The sequence below is a fragment of the Haloterrigena gelatinilytica genome, from assembly GCF_013342145.1.
In the GTDB taxonomy this organism is placed as follows: Archaea; Halobacteriota; Halobacteria; order Halobacteriales; family Natrialbaceae; genus Haloterrigena; species Haloterrigena gelatinilytica.
On record NZ_JABUQZ010000001.1, the window covers coordinates 2,561,525 to 2,579,703 of the forward strand.

General features: G+C 67.6%; 15 protein-coding genes, 1 tRNA gene and 1 pseudogene. 10 read left to right on the top strand and 7 right to left on the bottom strand.

The genetic code is table 11. From position 1 onward, the window contains the following. Positions 1-210: 210 nt before the first annotated feature. The 10 genes and pseudogenes from HTZ84_RS12725 to HTZ84_RS12770 all read left to right on the top strand — a co-directional run bounded on the left by HTZ84_RS12725 (position 211) and on the right by HTZ84_RS12770 (position 10,402). On the top strand, positions 211-945 hold the full coding sequence (locus HTZ84_RS12725) for a competence/damage-inducible protein A (protein ID WP_174681025.1): 735 nt from the start codon (positions 211-213) through the stop codon (positions 943-945). A gap of 53 nt (positions 946-998) precedes the next feature. Then, complete coding sequence (gene coaBC / locus HTZ84_RS12730; protein ID WP_174681026.1) at positions 999-2,219, top strand: bifunctional phosphopantothenoylcysteine decarboxylase/phosphopantothenate--cysteine ligase CoaBC; 1,221 nt, start codon at positions 999-1,001, stop codon at positions 2,217-2,219. A gap of 229 nt (positions 2,220-2,448) precedes the next feature. After that, the gene (locus HTZ84_RS12735; RefSeq protein ID WP_309138887.1) at positions 2,449-3,030 is read left to right on the top strand and encodes a DUF7344 domain-containing protein; all 582 of its coding nucleotides are present in this window, start codon (positions 2,449-2,451) and stop codon (positions 3,028-3,030) included. A gap of 98 nt (positions 3,031-3,128) precedes the next feature. Further along, positions 3,129-3,698, top strand: a complete 570-nt coding sequence (gene hpt / locus HTZ84_RS12740; protein ID WP_174681028.1) for a hypoxanthine/guanine phosphoribosyltransferase — start codon at positions 3,129-3,131, stop codon at positions 3,696-3,698. A 120-nt stretch (positions 3,699-3,818) separates the two neighbouring features. After that, positions 3,819-5,462 carry an ABC transporter substrate-binding protein gene (locus HTZ84_RS12745; protein ID WP_174681029.1) on the top strand — a complete coding sequence of 548 codons (1,644 nt, stop codon included), beginning with the start codon at positions 3,819-3,821 and terminating at the stop codon, positions 5,460-5,462. Between the two features lie 24 nt (positions 5,463-5,486). Further along, a complete protein-coding gene (locus tag HTZ84_RS12750; protein WP_174681030.1) occupies positions 5,487-6,440 on the top strand; it encodes an ABC transporter permease in 954 nt (317 codons plus the stop codon). 10 nt (positions 6,441-6,450) lie between these two features. After that, positions 6,451-7,506, top strand: coding sequence for an ABC transporter permease (locus HTZ84_RS12755; RefSeq protein WP_174681031.1), 1,056 nt, complete (start codon positions 6,451-6,453; stop codon positions 7,504-7,506). 1 nt (position 7,507) lies between these two features. Then, positions 7,508-8,568, top strand: a pseudogene (locus tag HTZ84_RS12760) (ABC transporter ATP-binding protein). Then, entirely contained in the window at positions 8,565-9,875 is a 1,311-nt protein-coding gene (locus HTZ84_RS12765) for an ABC transporter ATP-binding protein (protein ID WP_174681032.1), read from the top strand. Before HTZ84_RS12760 ends, HTZ84_RS12765 begins: the two are co-directional and overlap by 4 nt. Beyond that, on the top strand, positions 9,872-10,402 hold the full coding sequence (locus tag HTZ84_RS12770; RefSeq protein ID WP_174681033.1) for a hypothetical protein: 531 nt from the start codon (positions 9,872-9,874) through the stop codon (positions 10,400-10,402). The genes HTZ84_RS12765 and HTZ84_RS12770 overlap by 4 nt, the downstream gene beginning before the upstream one ends. Before the next feature lie 50 nt (positions 10,403-10,452). On the opposite strand, the gene HTZ84_RS12775 is transcribed toward HTZ84_RS12770, so the two are convergent. From HTZ84_RS12775 to HTZ84_RS22860, 7 genes are all read right to left on the bottom strand, one after another. Beyond that, positions 10,453-11,421 carry a phosphatase PAP2 family protein gene (locus tag HTZ84_RS12775; protein WP_174681034.1) on the bottom strand — a complete coding sequence of 323 codons (969 nt, stop codon included), beginning with the start codon at positions 11,419-11,421 and terminating at the stop codon, positions 10,453-10,455. Next, positions 11,421-13,100: an ABC transporter substrate-binding protein gene (locus tag HTZ84_RS12780; protein ID WP_174681035.1), complete on the bottom strand. Its 1,680-nt coding sequence runs from the start codon at positions 13,098-13,100 to the stop codon at positions 11,421-11,423. The genes HTZ84_RS12775 and HTZ84_RS12780 overlap by 1 nt, the downstream gene beginning before the upstream one ends. 535 nt (positions 13,101-13,635) lie before the next feature. Continuing rightward, positions 13,636-13,710: transfer RNA gene (locus HTZ84_RS12785), tRNA-Met, on the bottom strand. Between the two features lie 66 nt (positions 13,711-13,776). Continuing rightward, positions 13,777-14,223: a GtrA family protein gene (locus HTZ84_RS12790; protein WP_174681036.1), complete on the bottom strand. Its 447-nt coding sequence runs from the start codon at positions 14,221-14,223 to the stop codon at positions 13,777-13,779. A gap of 200 nt (positions 14,224-14,423) precedes the next feature. After that, on the bottom strand, positions 14,424-14,690 hold the full coding sequence (locus HTZ84_RS12795) for an HAH_0734 family protein (RefSeq protein WP_008896257.1): 267 nt from the start codon (positions 14,688-14,690) through the stop codon (positions 14,424-14,426). Between the two features lie 150 nt (positions 14,691-14,840). Then, the gene (locus HTZ84_RS23120) at positions 14,841-17,516 is read right to left on the bottom strand and encodes a nitric-oxide reductase large subunit (protein WP_309138870.1); all 2,676 of its coding nucleotides are present in this window, start codon (positions 17,514-17,516) and stop codon (positions 14,841-14,843) included. Then, positions 17,483-18,127, bottom strand: coding sequence for a hypothetical protein (locus HTZ84_RS22860; RefSeq protein WP_254611749.1), 645 nt, complete (start codon positions 18,125-18,127; stop codon positions 17,483-17,485). Before HTZ84_RS22860 ends, HTZ84_RS23120 begins: the two co-directional genes overlap by 34 nt. Between the last annotated feature and the right edge of the window lie 52 nt (positions 18,128-18,179).

The following is an 18,179-nucleotide window of genomic DNA, read 5'->3' on the forward strand; positions in this document are numbered from 1 at the left end:
GGTACAGTCTGTGATTCAGGTAGAAAGCGACGCGACGGACGCGGACTGTTCGACGAGCCGGCGACGCACAAGGCGCTGACCGCGATGCGACTGCGGGGGAAACGCCACGAGTACGTCACGAGCGAGGTGTCGAATCCGCTGTCTCGGTTCGACCGGTAGCGAACCGACTCGACGCCAGCCTTTTCCCCGTTCTCCGCGTCGATTCGCTCGATGGAGGCCGCCATTCTCACCGTCGGCGACGAAGTGCTCGCCGGCGATATCGCGAATACGAACGCGAAGTGGCTCGCGAGCCGGTTGACCGATCGCGGCGCGACCGTCGATCGGATTCTCACCCTCCCCGACGACCGCGACCGCATCGCGGCGACGATCCGGGAGTGGACGGACGCCCTCGACGCCGTGATCGTGACCGGCGGGCTCGGCGGTACTCACGACGACGTCACCGCCGATTCCCTCGCGGACGCGTTCGACCGCGAGCTCGTCGTCGACGAGTCCGTCCGTCGAGACGTCCACGAGACCGTCGCGGAGTACCGCGATCTCGATCCCGAGTCGGTCGCGCCCGAGGAGCTCGACTTCGACGTCGACGCTTGGGCGGCGCTGCCCGCCGGGAGCCGACCGCTGCTGAATCCCGAGGGGCTCTGCCCCGGCTGCGTCCTCGAGAATGTGTACGCCTTCCCGGGCGTGCCCGCGGAGCTGAAAGCGCTGTTCGGGCAGATCGCCGGGGAATTTAGCGGCGACGCCGTCTCGAGGACCGTCTACACGCCACAGCCGGAGGCGTCGGTCGTCGACGCGATCGCCGACGCTCGCGAGCGCTTCGACGTGACGATCGGCAGCTATCCGGACACGGAGCGGCGAAACCGCCTGAAGGTGACCGGTACCGATCCCGAGACCGTCGATCGAGCCCTCGAGTGGCTCGCCGACCGGATCGACCTCGTCTCGGAAGCGTAGTTCCGGAACCGCCTCGCTACGCTTAACACGCATCGAGAGAGAATAGCAGACGAATGCTCGAGGGAGTCAACGTCGCGCTCGGAGTGACGGGGTCGATCGCGGCCGTCAAGACGGTCGAACTGGCCCACGAGTTGCGACGACAGGGGGCCGAGGTGCGCGGCGTCATGACCGGCAGCGCGCAGGGAATCATCCATCCCTGGGCCGTGGAGTTCGCGACGGACAACGAGGTCGTCACCGAGATCACCGGCAGCGTCGAGCACGTCGAACTCTGTGGCAACGACGGCTGGGCCGACGTGTTCCTGATCGCGCCGGCGACGGCGAACACGGTCGGCAAGATCGCCGGTGCGGTCGACGACACGGCCGTGACGACCTGCGCGACGACCGCGCTCGGTGCCGACACGCCGGTCGTCGTCGCCCCCGCGATGCACGAACCGATGTACGACCACCCCGGCGTCCTCGAGGCCATCGACACCGTCGCCGAGTGGGGCGTCGACTTCGTCGATCCGCGCCTCGAGGAGGGGAAGGCCAAGATCGCCAGCGAGGAGGCGATCGTCTGCGACGTGGCCCGCGCGGCCGGCGAGCGATCGCTCGAGGGCGAGCGCGTCGTCGTCACCGGCGGCGCGACCGCCGAGTCGATCGATCCCGTGCGCGTGATCACGAACCGGTCGTCGGGGAAGATGGGGCGTGCGGTCGCGAGGGCCTGCTACGCTCGCGGCGCGGACGTGACGCTGGTCCACGGCGTCGTCGGCCCGCGACCGATCGGGGACGGCGACGGGCCGCCGGAAACCGACGGCGACGGGAACCTCCCCTACGCCGCCGTCCGGCACGTCGAGAGCGCGAGCGAGATGCTCGCGGCGACCCGCGACGCCTGTGCGGACGCGGACGCGCTGGTTTCGGCGGCCGCGATCGGCGACTACACCGTCGAGGGCAGCGACGAGAAGATCCGCTCCGGCCAGCAGCTCTCACTCGACCTCGAGCCGACGCCGAAACTCATCGACGAGGTCCGCGAGGCGCGACCCGACCTGCCGATCGTCGGCTTCAAGACCGAGACCTCCGGCGACGAGGCGGCGATGATCGAGAAGGCCCGCGAGACGCTCGAGCGCGCGGGCCTGGCCTTCGTCGTCGCCAACGACGCGGGCGTGATGGGATCGGATCGGACCGCGGCGCTGCTGGTCCACGACGCCGACGCCGCCCGCTACGAGGGAACGAAGGCGGGACTGGGCGGCGAAATCGCCGACTCGATCGCGGCAGTCGTCGGAAACAACTCATTATAACCGAATTGACGTTTGCGAAACCGGGCAGAGCGGGGCAAGAGAATTATATACGAGGCGTTCGTGCGACGACGTAACAGCTATGCGAACAGTCTCAATTGGTGATTCGAGTGCGGGATGGAACGCCGTCGTCGCCCCCGACGGCGCCGAGCGGTACCCGGTTGGCACCACGAGGTGATTCGACGTGCCCCAACAACAGCACCGGCGGCCCGACGAAACCGACGGTACGGACGTGACTGACGAACCGGCAGACACCGAGGAGAGCGATCCGCTTTCGAAGGGCGAAATCTTCGAAGTGCTGCGCAACCAGCGGCGACGCTACGTGTTGCAGTACCTGAAACAGGACGGTCGACCCGTCGCGCTCGGCGACCTCGCCCAGCAGGTCGCCGCCTGGGAGTACGACACGATCCCCGAGAAGGTGACGCCCGAACAGCGAAAGCGCGTCTACACGACCCTCCAGCAGACCCACCTCCCGAAGATGGACAAGTCCGGAATCCTCGTCTTTGACTCCGAGACGGGCGTCATCGAGGCGACCGACCGAACGCGGGACATCAGCGTCTACCTGGAGATCGTCCCCGGCCGCGAGTTCGCTTGGCGGGAACTGTACCTCTCGCTGGGGGCGATCAGTTCCGCGCTGGTGGCCGCGCTGTGGCTCGAGATCTATCCGCTGACGCTCCTGTCCAATCTGACGTGGGCCGGGATCATCGCCGTGACGGTCACGCTGGCGGCGGTCGCCCACATCTACCACGAGCGGAACATGCGGCTCGGCCACGGCGATCAGCCGCCCGAGCTCAGTTACACGAGCGACAAGTAGCGCTCGCCGGCACACCGGCGCGCCGACCCACGGTGGGGGTCCGACACACGGCTCGAGCGGATCGTCAACTTTTACTCCGCTACCGTCCGACCCACGACATGGATCAGTTGAAGCGGTCGCTTCTCGAGGCGCCGATCATCGAGAAAAACGGTTACCACTACTTCGTCCACCCGATCAGCGACGGCGTGCCGAAACTCGACCCCGGCCTGCTCCGGGAGATCGTCATCCGAATCATTCGGAAGGCGGAGCTCGAGGACGTCGATCGGATCGTCACGCCGGCGGCGATGGGGATCCACATTTCGACCGCGGTCTCGCTGATGACCGACATCCCGCTGACCGTCATCCGGAAGCGCCAGTACGGCCTCGACGACGAGGTCGCCATCTCCCAGCAGACCGGCTACTCGGAGAACGAGATGTACATCAACGACGTCCGCGAGGGCGAGAAGGTGCTCGTGCTCGACGACGTCCTCTCGACGGGCGGCACGCTCGCGGCCGTCCTCGACGCCCTCGACGAGATCGGCGCCGAGGTCATCGACACGGTCGCGGTCATCAAGAAGGTCGGCGGCGAGAACAAGGCCGCGGACGCCGGCCACGACGTCAAGACGCTGATCAACGTCGACGTCGTCGACGGCGAGGTCGTCATCGTCGACGAGGGCGGCGACTCGTAGGCGTCGCGCATCCGGTGCGTCAGTCGTTTCGAATCGATTAGAAATCACTAGTAGTTACTGAATGGGCAGCTGAGCGCTCGGTAACAAGGAATATAGTAGCGGACTGGGTATCCGTCACCAATGGCACACACTGGTGAGGGTGATTTCGATCGATTCCCTCGTCGATCGGTGCTCGCCGGGCTGGGGGGGTTCGGCGTCGCCGGCGCGGCCGGCTGTATCAGCACCAACCCCGGGGTCGAACTCGAGAGCGACGCGGAAGAACTCATCTTCGAGGGCTTTCAGGAGGCGGGCGTCGAACCGCCCGTCGAGACGACGATTTACTCGAACGCCGAGAACGAGGGACGAAAGCGGTGGGCGCAGTTGGTCCAACGCGAACTGGACGACACCGATCTGTTCGACGTCTCGTTCGAGACCCTCGAGTGGACCTCCTACATCGATCTGGTCAACAACATGGCCGCCAACGAGGAGAACGCGCTCGTCTGTCTGGGATTTATCGGCGGCTGGGACCCGCACCAATACGTCTATCCGGGCTTTCACTCCGACAGTTTCACTCCGACCGGCCTCAACATCAACCACTACGAGAACGAGCGGGTCGACGAGCTCATCGACGAGGGCGTCGCGACCGTCGACGAGGACGATCGCGTCGCGATCTACGAGGAGTTGCAGGAACTCCTCGTCGAGGAATCGCCGCTGTCGTTCGTTCGCGCGCCCGAGGAGATCGTCACCTACCGCGCCGACGCGGTCGACGGGTTCCGGACGTATCCGGTCCCCGGCGACGAGTACAAGTCGATCTACGCGCCGACGCTCGGCGTCTACACGGAACTCGCCGCCGACGAGACCGAACTCGTCGGCGACGTGGGGACGAAGATCGACAGCTACGATCCGGTCCGAGCGGCCGACGACGTCTCGCACATGGCCACGGGCCTGCTCTACGAACAGCTCCTCGAGATCGACTTCGACGGGAGCGTGCGACCGCTGCTCGCGACCGACTGGCACCGGATCGACGAACGGACCTGGCGGTTCGAGTTGCGAGAGGGCGTCCGGTTCCACACCGGCGAACCGTTTACCGCCGCGGACGTCGAAGCGACCCTCGAGCGCTACGAGGGATCGCCCAGCGAACGGGACGTGTACACCTGGTACGAGAGCGCGGACGTCCTCGGCGACCACGAGATCGAGATCACGCTCCGGCGGCCGTACGGGCCACTGGAAATAGCGGTCGCACAGGTGCCGATCCTCCCGAAAGCCGTCGCGGACGGCACGCACGACATCTCCGAGCGACCGGTCGGAACGGGTCCGTACGCGTTCGAGAAGCACGAGCCCGCCCGGCTCTGGCGGCTGGTCGCCAACGAGGACCACTGGCACGACGGGAGCAACGGCGTCCCCGAAACGCCGCCGATCGAGACCGTAACGATGCGGATCATCACGGAAACGTCGGCCCGCCGCGGCGCCCTCGAGACGGGCGATATCCACCTGACGACGGGCCTCCCGAACGAGAGCCTCGACGCGTTCGAGGACGACGACGGGTTCGTCGTCGACCGGACGACCGGCGCGGCCGTCGACTTCCTGGGCTATCCGAGCTACCGCGAGCCCTTCTCCAATCCGAAGGTCCGGCGCGGGATCGGGCGGCTCATCCCGCGCCAGCGGATCATCGAGGACGTGTTCAACGGCGCCGGCACTGCGGCCTACACGCCGATCTCCCCGACCCACGAGACGTTCGTCGATCCGGAGTTCGAAGCGCGCATCGTCGACGAGTACTTCAGCTAACCGCCGCTCGAAACTCGGCTCCAAATGACGCTGGCCATCTACGTCCGAAAGCGGGTGCTGGCTTCGATCCCGGTACTGCTGGGTGTGACGGCCCTGACGTTTTCGCTCCTCCACCTGACGCCGGGGGATCCGGTCGACGCCGTGCTCGGCTTTCGGGAGGTCGACCCGGCCGTCAGGGAGTCGCTGAAAGCCGAGTACAACCTCGACCGCCCGGTCTGGGAACAGTATCTGCTCTGGCTGCGCGACGCGCTCGTCCTCGAGTTCGGCCGGTCGCCGATCACGGGTCGCGACGTCGGGGCGACGATCGCCGACCGGCTGCCCTACACGCTCGTGCTCGGGGGCGCGGCGTGGCTCTGTTCGCTCCTGATCGGGATTCCGGCGGGGGTCGTCGCGGCCGTCAAGCGGGGCGAACCCGCCGACGAGGTCAGCCGCATCGCGGCCCTCGCCGGTATCGCGACGCCGAACTTCTGGCTGGGGCTGGTCCTCCTGTTCGTCTTCAGCGTCCACCTCGGCTGGTTCCGGGTCATTCCGCCCGACGCGCCGCTTTTGAGCCCCGCGACGCTGCGATTTCTGGTCCTGCCGACCATCACGCTCGGGACGGCCTCGGCCGCGCTCGTCGCGCGCCTGCTGCGCTCGTCGATGCTCCGGGAACTGAACGCGTCGTACGTCCGGACCGCCCGCGCGAAGGGGCTGCGCGAGCGAACGGTGATCTGCAAACACGTCCTTCGCAACTCCCTGACCGCCGTCGTCACCGTCGCCGGCCTCCAGTTGACCCTCCTCGTCGACGGCGCGGTCGTCGTCGAGCAGGTGTTCTCCTGGCCCGGCATAGGGCGGCTCCTGGTCGGCGCGATCGGACAGCGCGACCTCCCGACCGTCCAGGCGACGGTGCTGGTCGTCGCCGTCTCGGTCGTCCTCGCGAACCTGCTCGTCGATATCGTCTACGCCGTCCTCGACCCGCGGATCAGACACGAACGGTGACACACGACCCATGACACGAGAGACACCGGATCGATCGACGACCGACCGCGGTCGGATTCGCATCGAGGGGTTCGACGAGGCGGTCGCGGCCGACCGCGACGACGACGCCGTCGATCCCTGGGCCGACGGACGGGCGAACGACGCCGAGACCCCGTCTCGAGGCCGTTTCGAGGACGCCTGGCGCCGCTTTCGATCGAACCGAACGGCCGTGCTCGGCCTCGCGATCATCGCGGCGCTCTCGGTCGTCGCGGTCTTCGCCCGCCCGATCGCGTTCTCGACGGCCGAGTACACGATCACGGTCCAGCCGTTCTCGCTGGCGCCGTACGATCCCGCCGAGATGTACGTCGGGCCGCCCAACGCCGGACCGTCGGCGGCCCACCCCTTCGGAACCGACTGGGCGGGCCGGGACCTGTTCTCCCGGGTCCTCGTCGGCGGGCGGTTCAGCCTCAGCATCGGGGTCGTCGCCGTCGCGCTCGCGCTGGTCGTCGGGATTCCGCTGGGCGCGATCGCCGGCTACTTCGGCGGCTGGGTCGACGAACTCGTCATGCGGGTCGTCGACACCCTCTACGCGTTCCCGTTTCTGGTGCTCGCGATCGCCGTCGTGGCGGTCGTCGGCCGCGGCTACTGGAACATCGTCGCCGCGCTCGCACTGACCGGCTGGATCGGCTACGCCCGCCTGCTGCGCGGGGAGATCCTCTCGGTGAAAGAACGCGAGTACGTTACCGCCGCGAGGGCCCTCGGGACGCCGGACCGGACCATCATCGCCAGACACGTCGTTCCGAACGCCGTCGCCCCCGTCGTCGTCCAGGCGACGCTGAACGTCGGGACGGTCGTCCTGACGGCCGCGGCGCTGGGCTTTCTGGGCCTCGGCCTCGAGCCGAGCACCGCCGAGTGGGGATCGATGCTCGCGAACGGCCGCGATTCGATCGCCGCCGGCCACTGGCACCGCACCGTCTTCCCCGGGCTGGCGATCTTCCTGTTCGTGATGGCGATCAACCTCGTCGGCGACGGGATCAACGACGCGCTCGATCCGCAGGGCGAGACCGCCGAACGGAGGCGTCGGTAGCGTGGCGCTGCTCGAAGTCGAGGACCTCGTCGTCCAGTTCTACACCGAGGACGGCGTGGTCCGCGCGGTCGACGGGATCAGTTACGAGATCGAGCGCGGCGAGCGCCTCGCGCTCGTCGGCGAGAGCGGCGCCGGCAAGACCGTCACCAGCCTCGCCCTGCTGGGGCTGATCGAGGACCCCGGCGAGATCGTCGGCGGCGAGATCCGCTTTCGGGGACGGAACATCTTGGAGTGCTCCGATTCGGAGCGGCGATCGCTCCGCGGCAACGAGATCGCGATGGTGTTCCAGGACCCCGAGACGGCGCTCAACCCCGTCTACTCCGTCGGCGAACAGATCGCCGAGGCGATCCGCGCCCACGGGGACGTCACCGACGAGCAGGCCCGCCGACGGACGGTCGAACTCTTAGAGCGCGTCGGCATTCCCGACGCCGAGCGCCGCTACGCGGACTACCCCCACGAGTTCTCCGGCGGCCAGCAACAGCGGATCGTCATCGCGATGGCGCTGTCCTGCGAGCCCGACCTGCTGATCTGCGACGAGCCCACCACGGCGCTGGACGTCACGGTCGAAGCCCAGATCCTCGAGCTGCTCGAGGAACTCGCCGCGGAGTTCGAGACGGCGATCCAGTTCGTCTCCCACGACCTCGGCGTCGTCGCCGAACGCTGCGATCGCGTGCTCGTCGTCTACGCCGGGCAGGTCGTCGAGCGCGCGTCCGTCGACGACCTGTACTACGATCCCAAACACCCCACACGGTCGGGCTGATGGCGTCGATCCCCCGCCTCGGCGACGACCGCGATCGGCTGCCGACGATCCCCGGCACCGCGCCCGACCTCGTCGATCCCCCGACGGGCTGTCGGTTCCACCCGCGCTGTCCGTACGCCGAGTCCTGCTGTGCGACCCGCGAGCCGTCGCTCGTCGACGCGGAGACCGGGACGGCCGCGACGCCGCTCGAGGCCGCCCCCGATTCCCACCTCGCCGCCTGCCACGAGTACACCGGCGCCCTCGAGGACGGACTGGACTACGACGTCGTCGTCAGGGGCGAGGACGGAGGTGAGCCCGAATGAGCGACGACCCGCTGCTCCGCGTCGAGGGCCTCGAGAAGGAGTACGCGACGGCCGACGGCCTCCTCGACCGCCTGTTCGGCTCCGGGCGCACGGTCACGGCCGTCGACGGCGTCGACCTCGAGGTCCGCGAGGGGGAGACGCTCGGACTGGTCGGCGAGAGCGGCTGCGGCAAGAGTTCGCTGGCCCGCTCGCTGCTCCGACTCACCGAGCCGACCGCCGGTACGGTCTCCTATCGCGGTACCGACCTGACCGCCTGTTCCCGATCCGAACTCCGAGCGGTGCGGGCGAACGTCCAGTACGTCCCGCAGAATCCCGGTGCGAGCCTGAACCCGCGGCTGACCGTCCGCGACATCGTCGGCGAACCCCTCGAGGTCCACGACGTCGTCCCGCCGTCGGAGCGCGACGCCCGCGTCCGGGACTTACTCGAGACCGTCGGGCTCGCACCGGGCCACGCCGAGCGGTACCCCCACGAGTTCTCCGGCGGCCAGCAACAGCGGATCGCCATCGCCCGCGCGCTGGCCGTCGAGCCCGAGTTCGTCGTCTTGGACGAACCGGTGTCGTCGCTGGACGTCTCGGTCCAGGCCCAGATACTCAACCTGCTGGCCGATCTGCAGGACGAATTCGGGCTCGCCTACCTCTTCATCGCCCACGACCTCTCGGTCGTCGCCCACGTCGCGGACCGCGTCGCCGTGATGTACCTCGGGAAGATCGTCGACGTCGGCCCGACCGAGGCGGTCTTCGACGACCCGTCGCACCCCTACACGGCGGCGCTGCGCTCGGCGATCCCCGAACCCGACCCGCGCTGGGAGGGCGACCGAATCGTCCTCGAGGGCACCGTCCCCTCCCCCGACGACTGTCCGTCTGGCTGTCGGTTCCACACGCGCTGTCCGAGAGTGCTCTCGCCCGCCGAGTACGACCTCGAGTCCGAGACCGTCCGGGCGATCCGTCATCTACGGAAACGGCTCGCCGACGGCGAGGACGGCCTCGAGTCGGTACTCGCCACTTCCGGGGCCGACGATGACGTTCCCGCGGCGATCCGCGACGAATTCGGTCTCCCGGCCGAACTCGAGGACGACGACGCCGAACGCGTCCTCGCGGACGCCCTCGAGGCCGTCGCGGCCGGCGAGATCGACGACGGGCGGGCGCGACTCGCGTCCGCCTTCGCGACGCCGTGCGAGACCGATCGACCGCGACTCGAGCCGGTCGGCGACGACGGCGACGACCGTTCGATCGCCTGTCACCGATTCGACGACGCGTACGCGGACCACCTACCGGATGACTCCGAGACGAGGACGCCCGAACGATGACGCGAAAACGAGTCGACGACTCGAACGCGCTCGAGCGGGACGCGGAGGATCCGTTCGCGCCCGCGGCGAAGCCGGACGGAACCGGTCGGACGATCGACTGGGACGCGTTCAGCCACGCGTTCGTGCCCGTCGCGCTCCGCACGTGGGCCGTCGCGGTCTCGATCGCGACCGACCGCGACGTCTACGAGCGCGGCGACCCCGTCGCCGTTCGCGTCGAGTTCCGAAACCGGCTCCCGTTTCCGATCCGGCTGCGGACCGACTCCCCGGAGCGGTGGGTCTGGGCCGTCGACGGAGCGACGGCCGCCTCGCGGCTCGAGCGCCCGGTTCCCGACCGGCCCGACGTCTTTTCCTTCGCCCGCGGCGAGCGCAAGCGGTTCAGTCGCGAGTGGTCCCAGCGCATCCGGGTCGCCGAGGACGAGTGGGACCCCGTCGATCCCGGACGCTACAAGCTCACGGCGCGGGTCAACCGAGAAGACGCGGCCGACCGCGGCCTCGTCGCCGCGACCGAGATCGAAATCCGGGAGTGAGCCTCGGGCGCGAACGACCGCTCGGATGCGCGGGTACCGACCGCGTCCCGTTACGACCGGCGACCCGTCGACGGCTCGTCGCTCGAGGGGCCCTCGACGTCGGCCCCGTCGGCCTCGCCGTACTCGTCGTCTTCGGCGGGCGAGGTGGGATCGGCCGGCGCGCTCGTTCCGGCGATCCGCCGAATCCGGGCCGCGTACTCGTCGACTTCGATGCCGAAGTCCTCCGCGAGCGACCAGCGGCCGACGAGACGGTCGGCGGCGTATACCGTCCCGACCGCGAGCGCGATGCCCGCGACAACGTCGATCGCCCAGTGGATCCCCAGGTACATCGTCGACACCGCGATACTCGCCGCCAGCGGCGCCGCGACGGCGAACCAGATCGGGTACTCGTCTCTGGTTCGGTAGGCGAAGATCGCGATCGTCGCCGACAGCGAGGTGTGCAGCGACGGGAAAACGTTGGTGTTGTGGTTGACCTCCCGCGTCAGGTACTGATACTGCGGGCGGAAATCGTACAGCACGGTCTCGATCGCGGTGGGCATGATGTTTCGCGGCCCGTAGGCGATCACCAAGAGGTAGAGGAACAGTCCGATCAGGTAGTTCAGCGCGTACGCGGACAGCAGCTCCCGGAGCGGGCGCGTATCCGACAGCGCGAAGTACGCGATCACGGGGAAGACCAGAATGAAGACGTAGCCGTAGATGTAGACGAACGAAAAGTACTGGGTCACCGGCGGGCTGGCGAACTGCTGAAACCAGATGATCGCCTCTCCTTCGATGGCGTAAAACGTCGGCGTCAGGTTCCAGTCGATCGCCCAGGAGATATCGGGCAGGCGCTGTCGAGTGAATCGGTTCGCGAGTAACACGACGAGCACCACGCCCGCGACGGGCGCGGCCTCTCGCATTCGGTCCCGCCACTCGCGGCGGGTCGCCCGCAACCGGCGTCGGCCGATACAGACGGGGACGAACCCGACGAGCAGGACGACGATGATGACCGTTACCTGCGTCAATAGCTCGGCGAGCATCAGGATCTCACGATGTATTCTCCGTCTTCGTCGTACTGGAAGCCGTGTCGTTCGAATTCGCGCTTCGCCCGTTCCACGTCCAGTTCTCCCGTATCCCCACTGTTCGTTTCGTCACGGAAAAAGGGCGCGTATGGGGCCGCACCGTCCCACTCGAGGTCGTCCGGAACCCACTCCTCCGTAACCGGCGTGACGCTCGGGCTCGCCTGCCCGTTGAAGACGTCCGCCACGAGCGACTCCCTGTCGATCAATCGCGCGACGTTTCGCCGGAAGTGGAGGTTGCTGAACGGCGAGTTCCTGACATTGAACCCGATGTGGTAGAACGTCCACGATTCGGACTCGACGAGTTCGAGGCCGTCCGGTACGTTTCCGACCGTCTCCGAGCCGAGAATGGAGGCCGTCACGTCGGCGTTCCCCGCCTCGAGCTGGTCGACGGCCGCGCTACTGTTCGGTTCGACGTGGAAGGCGAGCTCGTCGACGCGGGGCTCCGGCAGGTCGACGTAGCCGCGGCGGGTGAAGTGGTCGTCGAAGCGCTCGAAACGGAGGTGCGAGCGCGGCTCCTGCTCGGTGAGCGCGAACGGCCCGCTGCCGATCGGCGGAATCTCTTCGGTGGTCACGAGATCCCACGTCCCCTGGATGGGCTCTGTGCCGTTCTCGAGCCGGTCTTCGACCGCCGTCTTCCAGATGTGTTTCGGGAGGATCGGGACGGTAAAGGCCAGTTTGCCGACCTCGTCGCTCGTCCCGAATCGCATCCGAACGGTTCGGTCGTCGACGGCCGTCACCGATTTGACGGCGTCGCCCAGCCCGCGGTATCTCGGCGCCGGCGACTGTCCGTCGCGGTCGCCGAGCGAGGTGTCGTCCAGAAGGTCGTACGTAAACTTGACGTCGTCGGCGGTCACCGGCTCGCCGTCGTGGAACAGGCAGTTCGATCGGAGCGTGATCGTCGCGACCGACTCGTCCCACTCCCAGGACTCGGCGAGCCACGGCCGGAGCTCGCCGTCGTCTCGGGTCGCCACCGAGTCGTAGAGCAGATCGACGAACGGACCCCGATAGCGGTACGCCGCGGCGAGGGGGTTGATGTTTCTCGAGGGGCTCGAGTCGGTGATCACCGCGTTCAGGACGACCTCGTCCTCGAAGTCGTCCTCGTCGGGCTCGAGACCGAGATAGCCGAGTCGGGTCCCGAGGTGGTGATCGTTCCAGCCGTCGAACCGATCCGTTCTGACGAGCCGCCGCTCGTCGGGAACGCAGATCGGCACGATCGGATGCGTTTGCGCCAATCGATCGAGCGCTTCGCCGACGACTTCCTTCCGCTCCGACCCCGTCGTCGAGCGCTGTCGCTCGAGTAACTCGTCGAGCTCGGTGTCCACGAACCCGTAGGGGTTTTGCCAGCCGGCTTCGGGGGCGAACTTCGAGTGGAACGTCTCGTACAGAAAGTCGGGGTCGTATCCGCTCGGATGGCGACTGATGTAACAATCGAAGTCGTGCTCGAGCAAGACCGTCTGCAGCAACTCGGCGTCGGCGCGGGGCTCGATCCGGACGTTGATCCCGACCGCCTTGAGGTTCTCCTCGAGTTGGCGGGCGATCTGGATCGCCTGTCGGTCGTTGTCCGTGGGCAGCGTTAGGATGGTTATCGAGAGTTGATCGCTGGCGGCGCCGGTGATGAGTCGCTGAATGCGGTCCATACAGCCGGCTACGGAACCGGCGATTCCAGTACTTCCAGCGGCGAGCACGGCACGTCTACTTACTCGGTCGTCAGACCGATCCGACGGGAGGGTCATCCAGGGCTACTAGTTGAGTCTGCGTTTCAAATATAACAATTTTGCGAACCGGTGCCGTGATATTTATCTTCGTATGGGACGCACACCGGAGCGAGCGGTACGAGACGCCGTCGTGAGCACTGATCGGTGCGGAACGCCGATCGCGTTCTTATCCTTCCGTTGTTCGGACGCCCGCCGGTTAAACGACCACCATGCTATCGATGGCTCGGGAGGGAGATGTGAACCACGCCGGCGCCCTCACTCCGTTCGGGCGCCGTCTGGTTCAAACGACCATCGTGCTATGGATGGCGCTCACGAATTTGTTCGCGCCAAAACATAGCGGGAGGTAGATTTGAACCACGGTCGCAGCGAAGCTGCTCCCTGCTTCAAATCTACTCGACTATTTTCGAGACTCACGAAACGCCTCGCTCTGGTCGGCGTTAGTGTTCGTCTCGAAAAGTAGCGGGAGGTAGATTTGAACTACCGGTCTGCGGGTTATGAGCCCGCCGGAATCTCCTGGCTATCCCATCCCGCTACTACATCATACCCGAGTGCACTAGTTAAGGGTTATGATTCGGGCGCCGTATGGGGATTTCTACCGTCAGTCGTGATGGACTTTCCACGTGTAGAGGCTTTCGCAGGTGTAGTTGACGAAGAAGCCGACCGCGATGCCGACGACGTTCGCCGCTAGATACCAGACGCCGAACCGATCGACCAGCACGCCGTAGACCGTCAACGTGACCAGGAAACCGGCGAACCGAACCGCGTTCGAGCGCAGGAATCGCCGGACCAGCGCTCGAGGCGTCATGTCGCCGTAGGTGGCGAACGTCCAGCGTTCGTTGATCGCGAAGATGACCACGATCGACAGCTCCCACGAGATCGTCTTCGCCCCCAGATACCAGAGTTCGAACGCGTCGACCAGCAGCGCGAGACCGACGATATCGACGGTCGCACCGACGATCCCGACGCCGGCGAACTGGCTAAACCGCGCCGTCGAGAGCAACGCGCGAAGTCGGGTCCGAACGGCCTCCCCGAGCGAATCGCTCATCGTGGACTCCGTCGGCGGCTCGGCCGGTGGTCTCGGTCGGTGAACACGGCTCTAACGATCAGTGACCGGAGCATCGGTTTCGGATTTTCGATCCCTGCGGATCGCGGCAGCGACGCATCTGTCCGTGGTCGCGACAGTATCGACCGCGCACACAAAAGATTTCGGAGAGACTCGGCGCCCGTGCCGAATCGGCGGGCGGTTCAGACCGCGAGGTCGGCCTTCGCTCGGATGACGTCGACGTCTTCGGCGTCGACGCGGTCGACGTCGAGGAAGTGGGGCGTGTAGTTGCGCTTCTCGTAGTCCTCGTACTCGTCTTCGGTGCCGACGGTACACCACAGCTGGACCTCCTCGGGACCGTGCCACTCGCCGTTGCGGTTGATCCCGAAGCAGACCAGTTCCGTCCCGTCGTAGTCGACGATGGCCCCCTTCCGGATCCCGGGATCGCCGTGGATGATGAGCCGCTTCATGTCGGCGACTTCTCGCGAGAGTGGATTAAGCCTTCTGTCTTTCGGCGTTAGTCGCGTTCTCGAGCTACTCGACGGCGAGAGGGCGAAAGCCGAACCAGCGAACCGCTTCGATGCGCCTCGACTCTCCGATACCCGTCGTTCAGATTGGGGCTACGTCGCCTCGAGTCGCCGCGTTCGGGCGTCCCGGAGGTGGCGTATCGACGCCGCGGTAAAGGCGAGCGCGCCGAGGATCATCGGCGTGTCGCCGAGCGTTCGCGCCCACAGCAGCGTCTGGACGTGGTCCTGGTCGTAGAACTCGAGGCTGCGCGCGGCGGCGTAGCCGTCCCGGTAGGACGTCCGGAGCTGCAGGAAGCCCACGGGGAGCAGCGAGGCGACGGTCATGACGGTGAGGCCGATGTTGGTCAGCCAGAACGCGCCGCGGAACCACGCGGGATTCCAGGCCGATTCGGGGGTCACCACGCGCAGGATGTACGTGCCCAGTCCGAGCGCGAGCAGGCCGAAGGCGCCGAACGTCGCCGTGTGGGCGTGGGCGACGGTCAGGTACGTGCCGTGCTCGTAGTAGTTGATCAGCGGCAGGTTGATGAAGAAACCCAGCACCCCGCCGCCGACGAAGTTCCAGACGGAGGAGCCGACGATAAAGAGTAGCGGCAGCGTGTAGGGGAACTCCTCGCCTTGCGCCCGCAGCGAGCGGTACTCGCCGAGGCTCCGGTAGAGGACGAACACGAGGGGAACGAACTCGAGCGTCGAGAAGGTCGTGCCGATCGGGACCCAGATATCGGGGAGGCCGACCCACCAGTAGTGGTGGGAGACGCCGACGATGCCGGCGGCCATGATCGCGAACACCTCGAAGAGGATCGCCCGCTCGGCGTCGGCCTTCTCGATCAGGTCCATCGAGACCAGCGCGGCCGAGATGACTGCGGTGACGAAGAACTCGAAGACGCCCTCGACCCACATGTGGACGACCCACCAGCGCCAGAACTCCGTCACGGCCATGTTCGTCTCGGGCGTGTAGAGCATGCTCGCGGCGAACATGAGCGCGATGGAGCCGCCCGCGTAGGTCACGAAGTGGCCCAGTCCCGTCGCGGGTTCGTCCAGCTGGCGCACGCCCCGGAGCACCAGCCCCGTCCAGGTGGCGAACCCGGCGAGCAGGCCCAGTTTCCAGACGCGGCCGACCTCGAGGTACTCGAGGCCCTCGCTGCCGAGCCACCACCAGAGATCGCCGTCGTCGCCGGATCCGGGCGAACCGAACGCGCCGCGGGTACCGAGCCAGACGCCGGCGAACGCGCCGACCGTGATGGCGACGAGCACGCCCAGCAGCGCGGTCGCGCCCTCGGCCTGCCACGGCGGATCCCGCTCGGTGAACAGCCCCGGCAGGAAGAGCCCGCCGGCGAGCCACAGCGTCGTGATCCAGAGGATGCCGAGGTTGATGTGCCAGGCGCGGCCCCCCGAGAACGGCAGCAAGGAGATGAGGTCGACCCCGAGCGCGTCGCCGATGCCGTAGAACCCGGTGCGCTCGACGTAGTAGTGGGCCAGATAGGCGCCGACGAGGGCCTGAGCGACGAACAGCGCGCCCGCGACGGGGACGTACCGCGCCGCGGCGTACTGGGCCGGCGTGACCGACACCGAGTCGGGCGAGGGGACGTCGACGAGTTCGGTCGTCGGCTCGGCGACGTCGAAGGTGTGGTAGGCCCAGACGCCGAGCCCCCCGCCGGCGATCAGCAGGACGACGCTGATCGCGCTCCAGACGACGACCTGTCCGGTCGGTCGGTTCCCGGCCCCGGGCACGTACGGCCAGTCGTTCGTGAAGGAGTGGTCGGAATCCGGCCGGTTGGTGTGGGCCATCCACGCCGTCCAGCAGGCGAAGTCGGCGATCCGGGCGGCCTCCTCGGGCGAGTCGACGTAGCCCTGCGGGATCCCCCGTTCGGGGGCGCCCCCGTAGTAGCGGTCGACGTACGCCTCGCGGAGCCGCCGGTGGGCGTAGACCGCCGCCGCCGAGTAGCGAGCGACGTCGCCCTCGGGTGCGTCGGCGTCGAGTTCCCGCTCCACGCGCCGTTCGACGGCCGCCCGGTCGTCCTCCGAGAGGGAGTCGAAGGAGTCGCTCCCGCGCTGGCGCGCGTAGTACTCCCGCATGTACTCGGCTTTCGACTCGAGCGCGTCGGCCGTCAGATCGACGCCGAAGTACGAGCCGTTGCCCAGGACCGACCCCTGATTCATGAGCCCGTTGGCCTGGAACGCCTTCTTTCCCGTCCGGACTTGTTCGTCGGTCACGACGGTCTCCTCGTTCGGCCCGCGGATCTCGTCGGGGATCGGTGGCGCCCGCTCCCGGGAGACGTAGGCTCCGAGCGTCATCGCGGCGAGGTTGGCGACGAACAGCCCCACGAGCGCCAGCGACCCGGCCGAGTTCGAGCGGAGCGCGTCGAGGCCGAGGTCGCGCTCCGCCCCCGTCCGAACCAGTAACGGGACCAGATCGGTGAGCACGCGGTCGATCGGAACGCCCCCGTCGCCGACCTGCAACAGGCTCGTCGCCAGTTCCCCGACCGCGGGGTCGATGCCGTCGCCGTCGGAAAGCAGCGTCGTCGCCGCGACGGCCATCGCGACGGCCGACCGGAGATTCACCGACCGACCGCGTCCCGCGGCCCCCTCGCCGAGGTCGTCGTTCGAACCCGCGTCGAGCGCCCTCGCTCTCGAGGCCGCCGAACCGCTCGTCTCCATCCGCGCCAGTTCCGCCTCCAGGTCCGCCGCGAGCGCGGGCAGTTCCTCGGCGAGCGCGCGCTCGAGTTCGTGGCCGACGACTACGGCGTCGCGCTCGAGCAAATCGGTGAGCACGTGATCGACGGGACGCTCCGGCGCATCGTCCAGTCGCGCGCGGAGCCGGGAACACGCCTCGGCGAGCGGACGTCGATCGGACGGTCGGTCTCGCCGTTCGAGCGGGATTCCGCGACCGCGCTCGAGTCGCGATCCGCGGGACCCACAGCGCTCGCGGTCCCGTCCGACGCGGCCGACCGCTCGCTCAGGACTTCCGCAAGCAGGTCGGCCGCGTCCGCGTCGGCGCCGGCGACCGACAGCCGGGTTCGGATCGCGTCCAGCGTGCGGTCGTCCAGCCGATCCTCGTCGAGGCCGTACCGCCGCAGGAAGTTCTCGAGCGCCCGATCGAGCGGGTCGTCCGATCCGAACTCGGCGGCGCCCTCACCGCCGCCGAGGTCCGACGCCGCGAGCAGGTCGTCAGCGCTTCGGTCGAGCGCGCGTTCGAAGAGTTCGTCGACGGCGCGCTCGGCGACGTCGCTCGCCCGTCGATTCGCCGCGTCGCGAACCCGCGTCGACAGGTCGCCGACCGCTTCGGCGCTCGACTCGAGTCGATCCGTTACGGAGTCGGTCGCTTCACGGCGACTGTGCGTCCCGAGACGGCCGGAATCCGGGAGGAGATTGCTGAGTCCCATCCGTGCTGTCACGCTCCGTTACCGTGCTACCAGTTTCCAAACATCGAGGTAA

Coding starts and splice junctions, on each gene's coding strand:
- HTZ84_RS12755 (WP_174681031.1), top strand. CDS start 6,451: ATGACACGAGAGACACCGGATCGATCGACGACCGACCGCGGTCGGATT.
- HTZ84_RS12770 (WP_174681033.1), top strand. CDS start 9,872: ATGACGCGAAAACGAGTCGACGACTCGAACGCGCTCGAGCGGGACGCG.
- HTZ84_RS12765 (WP_174681032.1), top strand. CDS start 8,565: ATGAGCGACGACCCGCTGCTCCGCGTCGAGGGCCTCGAGAAGGAGTAC.
- coaBC (WP_174681026.1), top strand. CDS start 999: ATGCTCGAGGGAGTCAACGTCGCGCTCGGAGTGACGGGGTCGATCGCG.
- HTZ84_RS12790 (WP_174681036.1), bottom strand. CDS start 14,223: ATGAGCGATTCGCTCGGGGAGGCCGTTCGGACCCGACTTCGCGCGTTG.
- HTZ84_RS12795 (WP_008896257.1), bottom strand. CDS start 14,690: ATGAAGCGGCTCATCATCCACGGCGATCCCGGGATCCGGAAGGGGGCC.
- HTZ84_RS22860 (WP_254611749.1), bottom strand. CDS start 18,127: ATGGGACTCAGCAATCTCCTCCCGGATTCCGGCCGTCTCGGGACGCAC.
- HTZ84_RS12725 (WP_174681025.1), top strand. CDS start 211: ATGGAGGCCGCCATTCTCACCGTCGGCGACGAAGTGCTCGCCGGCGAT.
- hpt (WP_174681028.1), top strand. CDS start 3,129: ATGGATCAGTTGAAGCGGTCGCTTCTCGAGGCGCCGATCATCGAGAAA.
- HTZ84_RS12775 (WP_174681034.1), bottom strand. CDS start 11,421: ATGCTCGCCGAGCTATTGACGCAGGTAACGGTCATCATCGTCGTCCTG.
- HTZ84_RS12745 (WP_174681029.1), top strand. CDS start 3,819: ATGGCACACACTGGTGAGGGTGATTTCGATCGATTCCCTCGTCGATCG.
- HTZ84_RS12750 (WP_174681030.1), top strand. CDS start 5,487: ATGACGCTGGCCATCTACGTCCGAAAGCGGGTGCTGGCTTCGATCCCG.
- HTZ84_RS12780 (WP_174681035.1), bottom strand. CDS start 13,100: ATGGACCGCATTCAGCGACTCATCACCGGCGCCGCCAGCGATCAACTC.